Annotated in this window: 8 protein-coding genes; 1 reads left to right on the top strand and 7 read right to left on the bottom strand. The window is 73.8% G+C overall.

What is annotated here, in order from left to right; all coding sequences use genetic code 11:
- Nucleotides 1-323 precede the first annotated feature (323 nt).
- The 7 genes from Cco03nite_RS41050 to Cco03nite_RS41020 form a co-directional block, all read right to left on the bottom strand.
- Nucleotides 324-1,307 carry a glycoside hydrolase family 26 protein gene (locus Cco03nite_RS41050; protein WP_203699462.1) on the bottom strand — a complete coding sequence of 328 codons (984 nt, stop codon included), beginning with the start codon at nucleotides 1,305-1,307 and terminating at the stop codon, nucleotides 324-326.
- Nucleotide 1,308: 1 nt separating this feature from the next.
- Nucleotides 1,309-2,061, bottom strand: a complete 753-nt coding sequence (locus Cco03nite_RS41045) for a class I SAM-dependent methyltransferase (RefSeq protein ID WP_203699461.1) — start codon at nucleotides 2,059-2,061, stop codon at nucleotides 1,309-1,311.
- A 53-nt stretch (nucleotides 2,062-2,114) separates the two neighbouring features.
- Nucleotides 2,115-3,833, bottom strand: a complete 1,719-nt coding sequence (locus Cco03nite_RS41040; protein ID WP_203699460.1) for a lipopolysaccharide biosynthesis protein — start codon at nucleotides 3,831-3,833, stop codon at nucleotides 2,115-2,117.
- Nucleotides 3,830-4,702, bottom strand: coding sequence for a sulfotransferase family protein (locus tag Cco03nite_RS41035; protein WP_239168074.1), 873 nt, complete (start codon nucleotides 4,700-4,702; stop codon nucleotides 3,830-3,832). Before Cco03nite_RS41035 ends, Cco03nite_RS41040 begins: the two co-directional genes overlap by 4 nt.
- 101 nt (nucleotides 4,703-4,803) lie before the next feature.
- Complete coding sequence (locus tag Cco03nite_RS41030) at nucleotides 4,804-6,060, bottom strand: hypothetical protein (protein WP_203699459.1); 1,257 nt, start codon at nucleotides 6,058-6,060, stop codon at nucleotides 4,804-4,806.
- A gap of 75 nt (nucleotides 6,061-6,135) precedes the next feature.
- Nucleotides 6,136-7,566 carry an O-antigen ligase family protein gene (locus Cco03nite_RS41025; protein ID WP_203699458.1) on the bottom strand — a complete coding sequence of 477 codons (1,431 nt, stop codon included), beginning with the start codon at nucleotides 7,564-7,566 and terminating at the stop codon, nucleotides 6,136-6,138.
- A complete protein-coding gene (locus Cco03nite_RS41020) occupies nucleotides 7,563-9,224 on the bottom strand; it encodes a lipopolysaccharide biosynthesis protein (protein WP_203699457.1) in 1,662 nt (553 codons plus the stop codon). The genes Cco03nite_RS41025 and Cco03nite_RS41020 overlap by 4 nt, the downstream gene beginning before the upstream one ends.
- Nucleotides 9,225-9,523: 299 nt before the next feature.
- Between Cco03nite_RS41020 and Cco03nite_RS41015 the strand changes: the two genes are divergently transcribed.
- A partial coding sequence (locus Cco03nite_RS41015; RefSeq protein WP_444546536.1) for a CBM96 family carbohydrate-binding protein occupies nucleotides 9,524-10,750 on the top strand: 1,227 nt, incomplete at its 3' end.

Here is a 10,750-nt window from a genome sequence, read left to right as displayed (position 1 = left end):
GCTCCGGGCCTGTGGCCAGCGGGTTCGCCTCGCGTTCGGGGTGGGGCTCGCGGTCGGGCTCACCGCGAGCGCCGGTGGAGCCCGAAGGGCCGCCCGCCCCGACCGGCCACACCCGGCGCGCCATGCCCGACTCCGGATCGCCCTGCCCAAGATCTGTTTTTGTGGACGCTGGACGCCGCTATAGGGGCACCCAGCGTCACAAAAACAGATCTCCACCGCAGCCCTAAGGCGATCATGAAGTTAGGGCGGCGACACGCCGTCGAACCGTGCCATAAGTTCATGATCAACGCGGCAAGAAGCGCGGTGGGCCGGGCGGGGGCGGGTCAGCGGCGGAAGTGGGGGTCGTGGGCGGTGGTGCGGAAGGCTTCGAGGGGGTCGGGGTCGGGGCGGAGGGCGAATTCGCCGGCGGGGGTGCGGTTGTCGGGGTTGGACTCGAAGTAGAGGACGGCCTTGATCTGGGTGTTGCGGCGGAAGACCGTGGTGGCGTCGCGGAGCCAGGAGGCGCGCTGGCCGGCGGTCCAGGCGCGGGAGACGCCGTACTCGCCGATCATGATGGGGTGCGGGTGGGCGGCGGCCCAGTGCAGGAAGGGTTCGAGCAGGTCGGCGAGGGGCGTCAGCTCGGAGCCGGCGTAGACGTCGACGCAGGTCCAGTCGACCTGGTCGTCGCCGGGGTAGTAGTCGGGGGCGCGGCCTGAGGTGAAGCCCTCCTCGGTCGGGCACCACACCCACGACACGTTGTCCGCGCCCTCGTCCGCGAACAGGGCGCGGGTGTGCCGCCAGGCGGCGACGAACTCCTCCGGCGAGCCGACCTCGGCGACCAGGTTGGGCCGGTCCATCTCCCAGCGCAGCCGTACCAGCACCGGCACGTCCAGCGCGCGGGCCTGCCGGGCGTGCTCGCGGATCTCGTCGTCGTGCTCGCCCAGCACGACCTCGGCGCTGGGCCCGCCGGTCCAGCTGAACATCAGCGTCGCGCCGGACTCCAGGAAGGTCCGGTCGGAGCTGGTGCCGAACTCCTCGCGCAGCCGGCGGTACGTGTTGACGACGTCGAGCCGCCGCCCCAGCTCCTGCTCGAACTCGGCGACGCCGGTGACCCGCCCGGCCTGGGTGAGGCTGTCGGGGCGCACCCACGCGCCGAGCAGTGCCCCGGTCGCGGGCGCGGCGACCGGCCCGCCCGCCGCGGCGGGCGCGACGGGGGAGCCGGGCGGTGGGAACACCGCGATGCCGCGGTCCGCCGGGGGAGGGGAGCCGCACGTGGCGAGCATGGCCACGGTGGCCACCCCGGCGAGGATCCGCAGCGTACGGAACATGTCAGTCGACGGGCCGGGTGCGGCGGGCGACGTACAGGACGTTCACGGCCCACTTGCCGCCCCAGCCGGTGCGGGCGACCACGTCGTCGACGAGCTTGGCCAGGGTGCGCAGCCCGCGCCGGCCGTACCAGCCCTGCGTGAACAGGGCGAAGCCGCGCTGCTCGACGATGGTGAAGCCATGCCGGTCGAGCAGCTCGGCGACCTCGGTGTGGTCGAGTTCGGCGAACCAGGGCGAGCCGGTGTGCCGGGCGTGGCGCAGGTGGCGCAGCGAGTGCCGGTTGCCGTGGTTCTCGACCACGAGCAGGCCCGCGTCGTAGTTGGGCAGCACCTTCGCGGAGAACGCGATGGCCCGCTCGCGTACGTCGTTGTCCACGTTGAGCAGCAGCCGGAAGATGGTGACCAGGGCCGGGATCTCGGTCGGCTCGGGATCGGGCACCTCGCCCTCGGCGGCGACGAGGTGCAGTTCGGCGTACGAGCCGACCTCCTCGGCCTTGGCCAGCATCGCCGCGGACGTGTCGTAGCCGTGCGCGCCGCGGACCAGCCCGTGCAGGATGCGGATGGCCCGCCCGGTGCCGCAGGCGAAGTCGTGCTGCACGGGGCGGCGGTAGGGGAACGCCCGTTTCGCCAGGCGGCGCAGGTAGGCGCGTTGGCGCCGATTTATCGCCGAGGCGTAACTGTCCGGGGCGTATACGACGTGCTCGTACTTCTCGACCGTCGCCTCGTCCTGGAAGATCTCGGTGTAGTCGGCGCGCATGCGGTTCGTGTTCCTTTTCTTCTCTGAGTGGTGCTGTCGGTGCTTCCGCTCCGCTACCCCTGCGAAGCGGTTTTGACAGTGTTCCGGCGGCCGGGACGGGCGGCGGCGAGCAGGGCCGGGATGCCCAGCCGGTCCTGGAAGCGGCGCAGCCCGCCCAGGTAGACCCCGGCGGCCAGTACCAGGGCCGCGCCCGCGCCCACGGGCTGGCTCGGCACGACCAGCCGGACCAGCCAGGGCAGTACGCCGAAGCTGGTGGCGGCCAGCGCCATCGCGGTACGCGTGCCGGAGCCGAACGGGTGCAGCCGCAGCGAGGTGGCGAGCTGGGCCAGCGGCAGCAGGTTGTTGACCGCGACCGCGGCGGCCAGCCCGATGGCGGCCCCGACCACGCCGAGCCGGGGGATCGCGACCAGGTCGATGGCGACCATGGTGACCAGCGCCAGCAGCACGTTCATCAGGTTCCAGGTGGTGCGCCCGGCCATCGACAGCACCATGTCGACCATGCCGCAGCCGGTGCTGATCAGCATCGCCGCGGCGAGCACCCGCACGGCCGGGGCGGCCGCGGTGTAGGTCGCGCCGAACAGCCCCAGGTACAGGTCGGCGTAGCAGGCCACGACGAGGTGCAGCGGCCAGCTGATCATCACGAGCCAGGCGGTGGCGGTCTGGTAGAGCCGCAGCGCGCCCGCCCGGTCGCCGACCGCGAGGGTCTCGGCCAGCCGGGGCTGCACCACCTGGGCGATGGAGCCGTTGGCGAGCTGTCCGAGCACGACGAAACGACCGGCGACGGCGTACGCGGCAGCCGGGGCGAGCCCGGCCAGTCCGGCGACCATGAGCACGTCGACCCGCTGCAGCGCGGTCTGCGCGGCGTTGGCCAGCGCGCGGGGGGCGGTGTAGCGCCAGAACGCGGAGCCGACGGTGCGGCCCTCGATCCGGGCGGCGATCCGGTCGCGGCGGGTCAGCGTCGGCTCGTGGTGCCAGCGCTGCCAGACCAGGAACCCGGCGATCGCGGCTCCCGGCACGTACGGCAGCACCCAGGCCAGCGCCCAGGTGGACGGCGGCGAGACGATGCCGGACAGGGCCAGCACGGCCAGCGAGCCCACGCACAGCAACTGCGTCGCGGGTCGCATGATCTTTTCGAGCAGCACCGTGGGGCGCATCATGCGGTAGCCGCGGGTCGCCGCGAGCAGCGCCTCCGACAGCGCCGCCACCGGCAGGAACAGGGCGAGCATGGTGAGCGGGGCGGCGTACTCGGGCACGAAGTGCTCGGCGGTGAGCCATACCGCGACGCCCAGCAGCAGGCCGAGCACCGCGACCGGGACCAGCCCGCTGCGCAGGCACGGCCCGATCAGCTCGGGGCGGCCCTGGGCCCGCAGCCGGGCCGGCCAGTAGACCAGCGCCGTCGTGGTGCCCAGCCGAGCGACACCGCCGACCAGCACGAACGCCGAGGTGGCGGCGAAGAAGGAGCCCGCCGCGACCGGGCCGAGCCCGCGCGCGACCAGCCAGGTGACACCGACCCCGGCGACGGCGGCCAGCGCCGCGCCCGCGAGGTTGGCGACGCCGCCCCGAGCGAGTCCGGCGGTGTCGCCGGAACCGCTCGGCGGTGGCGGCCCCGCAGAACCCGCCTGGCCTGGCAGACCTGACGGAACGTCAGCGAGCCCGACGCCGCCGCGTGCCGCGCCGTTGCCGTTGCCGCCGCCAGGGGCCGTGCCGCTGCTGCGGGCCGCGCCACTGCCGCTTGCCACACCGCCGGTCGGTGCTGCTCGGCGCGCGCTCATGCGCGCCAGCTCGGCGTACGGCCCAGCCAGGTCGCGAGTTCGGCATCGTGCGGCGCGTAGTGGGCGGTCAGCTCGGCGCGCAGCCGGGCCGGCATCGGCGCGCTGCGGGGCCGGGCGTTGTGCTGCTCGAACTGCGGGTAGCTCAGCTGCGGCAGGTCGAGGAACGTGAGCACCTCGTCGTACGTCGGGCGCGGATCGCTGAAGAAGCGCTCGCTCTCCACCACGAGGATCCGGTCCCGGCCCACCTGCTCGGCGAGGCGGCGCAGGTAGACGACGTACTCGCCGCGGGAGCGGTAGCCGTGGTGCTGGTGCGAGAAGGAGTACGCGTGCTGGTCGGCGAGCAGCCGCTCGCGCTGCCCGCGCAGCCGGGCCGGTTCCAGTTCGAGCGCCTGCGTGAAGTCGGTGACGGTCTCGAAGCCCCGCGCGACCTCGTGCGCGTGCTGGGAGTACGCCCGCTCCACCGGGTCGCGGACCAGCACGATCAGCTTGACGTCGGGCAGGTCGCGGGCGATGCGCGCGCCCGCGTGCGGGTGGTAGAGGTAGTACGGGCTGGATTCGAAGGTCTGCGGGCGGATGCCCAGTTCCCGCTCGACGCGGGCGGCGGTGCGCCGCAGCGGGAAGTGCCCCTGATACCAGGCCCGGCCGCGGTGGTAGCTGGTGTCGAAGTAGTGCACACCCTTGTGCAGCACCGCCTTGAGCACGGCGGGATGCGCGGCCAGCGCCCGGTAGAGCGAGGTGGTGCCGCACCGCTGGCCGCCGCAGATCAGGAACGACGGCAGCATGCGCGCGCCCGAGGTCATCCAGCCGACCGAGCGGGAGCCGAGGTGGACCACCCGCTTGACCGACTCGGGCACGTTCGACGTCTTCACTGGCTCTCCATGGGCGGGTTGGCGCGGTGCCTGCTCCGGATCTTGTGCAGTTGGTGCCGTCGGGACGACATCAACCGCACAAGATTCGGCGCGGGGTTCATCTAGAGGGACCGGACCTTGCGGATCAGCACCGGCAGCAGCCAGGTGCCGGTGACGCCGAGGCGGGCCCCGGCCTCGGCCTGGCGGTCGCTGAGGTATCGCGTCGCGAGGTCCACCAGGTACAGCAGCGCCACGATCTCGGCGCTGCCGGGCGCGACGTCGAACGGGGCGAGCAATGCCGGAGCCTGCCGCACCGTGGACTCGACCGCGGTCTGCGCGTCCACCCCGTCCTGGATCTGGCGCTGCAGGTCGTAGTGCACGGCGTCGAAGCCGAGCGGCACGCCGGGCGTGAACCGTTCCCAGTCCCAGATCAGCAGCGACTCGGCGACGTTGGCCATGTTCCACGGGGCCCAGTCGCCGTGCCACGCGCCGAAGCGCAGGTTCAGCTCCGCGGCGTGCTCGACCAGGGCCCGTGCCGCCTCGAACAGCTGCGACACCTCGGTCGCGGCCCGGCCCGAGCCCTCGGGGGTGTCGGCGACCAGCTGGCACAGCCGGTTGCGGAGGTCCGCCCAGTACGGGCTGGTGGCCAGCCAGCCCTGGGTGAGCCCGCAGGCCCCGGCGACCTCGGCCATGGCGCGCTGCAGGCGGGCGGGGGACAGCGGCACCCGCGGCTCCCACACCGGCAGCGCCGACTGCACCAGCACCTGCATGCCCCGCCACTGGCCGGCGTGCAGGATGCTCGGCACCACGATCTCGGGCAGCTGCACGTGGGACAGCGCGGACAGGGCGGCGGTCTCGGCGCGCACCAGCCGCCGGGTGAGCGGCCCGACCCCGAACTTGGCGAAGCCGATGGTGCCGCCGCGCGGGTCGAGCAGCTGCAGGACCGGTTTGCGGTTGGCCCGTACCGGTCCGATGTGGATGCTGACCTGCAGCGGCGTGCCGAGCGCGGTGGACAGGAAGTGGTCGACGGTGTCGGTGCCTCCCTCCCGGGAGGTCAGCCGGACCCGGTCGCGCACCAGCGTGGACCAGGCGCCGGAGCGCAGCGCCATGGCGACGGCGTCGCGCTTGAGGCGGCCCAAGCGGCCCTGCGGCTCGGAGAACCGGCGCACCGCAGCGGCGGCGACCCGGCGCGAGCCCGCGGGCACCAGCAGCTTGCACCGCCGGGCGTCCGGGATCGCCAGGTACTCGACCACCCGGCGGCCCTCGGCGGCCGTGGAGCAGCCCGGGTACAGCAGTTCCAGCACCTCGCGCAGGTACTGCCCGCGCAGCTGCGCGTCACCGGTGTCCACCTGGCCGGCGGCCGTGCCGAGCGCCGTCACGCCCGCTCCCCGCCGGCGCGGCCGGGCGTCAAGGCCGGCTCCGTCACACGGACTCCCCGTTTGCCGCTTCGCACGTCAGCTCCTCCGTTGGTGTCCGTTATGTCCCACGGACTCAACGGAGCTGGGCGCAATCTGGAAGCGGGAGTTGCGCCACAGCACCACATATCCGAGGAACGTGAAGGCCAGCGGCGTGACGAGCGAGTTGTACCAGAGCGCGGCGATGAACGAGCCCGCGATCGCGGCCGACGCGGCCAGCCCGAGCGCCGAGCGGTCCCGGCGGAACCGCCACAGCGCGAAGCCGAAGAAGCCGAAGTAGGTCAGGGTGCCGGCCAGGCCGTGCGCGTACAGCAGCTGCCACAGCTGGCCGTTGCCGCCGACGGTGAAGTTGCCGCAGCGCTCGCACGCCGCCGACTCGCCGACCGCGATCGACTGCCGGCCGCCCTGCGTGCTGCGGGTCGAGCCGAAGCCGAGCACCGGCGACTCGGCCACCCCCTCCACCGCCCGCTCGGTCAGGAACATGCGCACGCCGTTGGACTTGCCGTTGTCGAGGCGGCGCTCGATGACCCCGCCGAGCGGGGTGGTGGCCAGCGCGACGGCCAGCCCGGCGAGCACCACGCCGAGGGCGATCAGCGCCCGCAGCCGTCCCGCGAGGGCCTGGCGGACCGCGATGAAGACCGCCGTCGCGCCCAGGCCGATCCACAGCCCGCGGTTCAGCGAGTGCACGACCGGCACCACCGACACCGCGAGCAGGCCGACGGCCAGCAGCCGGGTGCGGGCGCGGCTCGGGTAGGCGAACACCGCCGCCACGAACCACACCACCAGCAGGCAGAAATTGTTGCCCCAGGTGTTGGTGTACCCCCAGGGCGCGGCCGGGCGGGGCAGCGGGTCGCCGACCAGGTCCATGATCTGTGCGGCGTACGGGTGGACCAGCGACTTCACGAAGCCCTTGCCGCGCACCCCGTCGGGCAGCAGCAGCTCCACCGGCGAGGTGAACTCGAAGTGCCCCGCGAACGTGCCGAGCAGCCCGCCGGCCACGGTCACCGCGAACATCCAGGCCAGCAGGTTCACCAGCCGCCGCTGCGGCAGCACGGCCGCCGACAGGTTGCCGGCGTACACCAGCAGCACCGTCAGGGCGAGGTGCTGGACGAGCTTGTAGACCGGGGCGGTGATCCGCTCGCCGAAGGTGGCGCCGACGGTGCCCGCCGGGTCCACGTCGAGCACGCCGAAGCCGACCACGGTGACCGCGCAGAACGCCAGCCACAGCCAGAACGCGGGCGGCAGCCGCACCGGCAGCCCCGACGCGTGCCGCCGGTAGAGCTGCCAGGCCATCGGCACGGCCATGATCGGGAAGATCAGCACCCCCAGGCCGAGCGCCCACCACAGCGGGTACAGCGCGAGCAGCGCCGTCAGCGGCCAGGCCGGCCCGAACAGCAGGCTGGGGCGGGCCGGTGCGGTGGGCGGCGCGGCGACGCCGTCCGGGACACCGGCCCGGAGGGCGAGGCTCATCGCCGGTGGGCCTCGTCCAGCTCGGTCAGGGCCGAGGTGTCCAGCGGGGCCAGCATGATGGTCTGCTCGTCGGCGTGCGGCTTGTGGCCGTTGGCGCCCGCGTCGACCGGCTCCTCGTCGTCGCTGAGCAGCGGGCGTCCGGTCGGCTCGGCGGTCTCGCCGTCGACCGGGGCCGGGGTCCGGCGGGCGCGGTGCGGCAGCCGCGGCATCATCACGCCACCCAGCAGGGGCGTGCCGACCCGGCGCAGCTGCTCGGCGGCGTCGGCGACCTCGGGGCGGCTGGTGCGGCGGGTCTCCACCGCGAGGATCGCGGCGTCGGCCAGGCTGGCCAGGCTCTGCGCGTCGGCGCTGGCCGACGTCGACGGGGCTTCGACCACCAGGTAGTCGGCGTGGGCGCGCAGTGTGGTGATGATGTCGCGAAGCGCGTGCGACTGCAGCATGCCTGCCGCGGTGGCGGTGCCGCCGGTGGTGATGACGTGCAACGAGGGCGTACGCGCCGCGCGCTGCGTCGCCTCGGCCAGGCTGACCCGGCCGGCCAGCACCTCGGACAGTCCCGGGGTCGGCGCGACGCCGACGAGCCGGGCCAGCGGGGCGGCCTCGGTCAGCGAGTCGGGCAGCTGCGCGCCGATGAGCACCACCTCGGCGCCGGTACGCGACAGCGCGGCGGCCAGGTTGGCGGCGACCAGGGTGGCGGCCGGGCCGCGGCTCGCGCCGGTGACCACGACGACCTGCTCGCCGGGGCGGAACGCGGCGACGACCTCGTTGCGCAGCCGGTTGAAGGCCCGCCCGCCGGGGCTGAACGGGGTGAACACCTCGGTGCAGCCCGTGCCCTTGCCGGGCACCGCGCCGAGCACCGCCACGCCGCTGCGGACCAGGTCGCGACCAGCGCGTACGCGCTTGTCCAGGCGCTCGCGCAGGGCCGCCACGCCGAGCCCGGCGAGCAGCCCGAGCAGCGCGCCCGCGGCGTAGTTGACCGCCGCGGTCGGCTTCACCGGGCGGCCGGGCACGCGGGCCTCGCGGATGACGGTGCCGGCGCTGACCGTCTCGGTGGCCAGCTGGTTCACCTTGTTGTTGAGCTGGTTGATCTGGGTCACCGTGGTGTCGCGCTGGCTGTCCAGGGTGGCGTAGTTCGAGCTCTTCGGGCTGGCGTCGGAGAGCTTGCCGTTGATCTTGGCGAGGTCCTCGGTGAGGTCCTTGATCTTGTCGCGCAGCGCGGCGGCCTGGCGCTCCAGCTCCGCCTTCGCGTTGCCCTCCCGGTTGGCCAGGTAGGACTGCGCGAACGCCTTGGCCCCGGCCTGCGCCTCCTCGGGCGCCGACGCCGCGTAGTTGATCTGGAGTACGGCGGTGTTCGGCGGCACCTCCACCGAGACCGCGCCCGCGAGCACGTCGACGTCCTCGCGCTGGAGCACCTTGGCGGCCCCGGCGACCACGGCGGTCGAGCGCATCAGCTGCGCCTCGGTGTCCAGGTTGATCTCGTCGCGGGTGCGCCCGCCGGCCACGTTGGCGTCCAGCCCGGCCGGTCGCACCAGCACGGACGCCGTGGAGACGTACTCGCGCGGCAGTGATTCGTTGTACGCCGCACCGCCGGCGGTGCCCGCCAGGGTCAGCAGCACGGCGATCCACCAGTGACGGGCGATCAAACCCAGGTAGTCGCTCATGTCGTACGACGAGGGGGGAGGCCCGGCGTATGTCGCGTCCACGGCGTGTGGCCCTTCTCCGGCGTTGTTGCGTCCGGTGAGGTCAACGGTCCGGCGGTAACGACGTAACTAGGCATATCGGCCGATACATGCCCAATGGCCGTTAGTGCAGGTGAGAGGCACTGTCCGGCGCCAAGTGTCAGTTAGCGCGTTCTTCGGCGAAAAGCTCGCAAACAAGACACAACGGTTATGATGCCCCAGAGGGTACGCAGAATCTGACAGAAATCTGAGTGCCCGCTTTCGGGGGAAGGGGCGACCTGATGAGCAGGACGCGGATCGGCATAGCGGTCACCGTCACCATGTCCACGCTGGCGTCGGCGGTGCTGCTCGGGCTGGCGGCGGGACGGCTGTCCGCACCGCCGACACGGGTCACCGTGTCCGAGGACTCGTACACGATGAGCACCGAGCCCGGCGTCACCGCCGGCAGCCGGCTCTACCTCACCGCGGGCGGGGTGGGCGGTGGCGCGGCGGTCAGCTACCTCAAGTTCGACGTCGAGCTGCCGGCCGGCCGCCAGCCGAAGAAGGTCTGGCTGTGGCTCGGCCGGCACAGCGGCCCGCTGCCCCGGCTGGTGGAGCTGACCACCGTCCCGGACACCCGCTGGCGGGAGGGCACCCTCACCGCCGAGACCGCGCCCCGGCTGGGCAGCGTGGTGGACAGCGTCGCGCCGGGCCGCTTCGACCGGGCGGTCGCCTTCGACGTGACCCGCGTCGTGCGCCGCTCCGGCCGGTACGCGTTCGCGATCACTGCGCCGAGCAGCACCGAGACCGCCCAGTTCGTGGCGGGCGAGGCCGGTCCGGACAGCACCACCACCGGCCCGCCGACCATCACCTTCGAATGGAACGAGCCCGCCGCGCCGACCCTGCCGCCGCCGGCCGACCAGCCCACGACCGCGCCGAGCCCGTCCGGGACGGGCGCGCCGGAGCCCACGGTGACGCCGTGGCCGGGCACGACGTTCGACCCGAGCGCGACGCCCCTGCCGTCCGCCATGCCGGACCCGTCGACCCCGGCCGACCCGGCCACCGACCCCAGCCCGGTCCCGACCGGCACCTTCGCGACCGACCCGGTCTACGAACCCGAGCCGAGCCCGGCCGCCCCGAGCGACGAGCCGACCGTCCCGGGCCGGCCCGGCGACCCGGACCCGTCGACCGAACCCGGCCCCGGCACCGACCCCGGTCCTGGCACTGAGCCCGTTCCTGGCACTGAGCCGAGCACCGAACCGGACCCGGGCACCGACCCCGGCCAGCAGCCCAGCCCCGACCCGGGCACCCAGCCCGGCGGCCCTGGCACCGAACCCGGCCCTGGCACGGAACCCGGCCCTGGCACGGAACCCGGCCCTGGCACGGAGCCCGGCCCTGGCACGGAGCCCGGCCCTGGCACGGAGCCCGGACCAGGTGCCGAGCCCGGCCCCGGCACCGAGCCCAGTGCGGGCCCCGGCCCCGGCACGCAGCCGAGCCCTGACCCCGGCACCGAGCCCAGTGCGGGCCCC

This window comes from Catellatospora coxensis, from assembly GCF_016862635.1.
Taxonomy (GTDB): domain Bacteria; phylum Actinomycetota; class Actinomycetes; order Mycobacteriales; family Micromonosporaceae; genus Catellatospora; species Catellatospora coxensis.
This window is presented reverse-complemented; position numbering and strand designations above follow the sequence as displayed.

Bases quoted from the DNA above. Each gene is read 5' to 3' on its own strand.
- Cco03nite_RS41040 (WP_203699460.1), bottom strand. From the start codon at position 3,833: ATGAGCGCGCGCCGAGCAGCACCGACCGGCGGTGTGGCAAGCGGCAGT.
- Cco03nite_RS41045 (WP_203699461.1), bottom strand. From the start codon at position 2,061: ATGCGCGCCGACTACACCGAGATCTTCCAGGACGAGGCGACGGTCGAG.
- Cco03nite_RS41050 (WP_203699462.1), bottom strand. From the start codon at position 1,307: ATGTTCCGTACGCTGCGGATCCTCGCCGGGGTGGCCACCGTGGCCATG.
- Cco03nite_RS41020 (WP_203699457.1), bottom strand. From the start codon at position 9,224: ATGAGCGACTACCTGGGTTTGATCGCCCGTCACTGGTGGATCGCCGTG.
- Cco03nite_RS41025 (WP_203699458.1), bottom strand. From the start codon at position 7,566: ATGAGCCTCGCCCTCCGGGCCGGTGTCCCGGACGGCGTCGCCGCGCCG.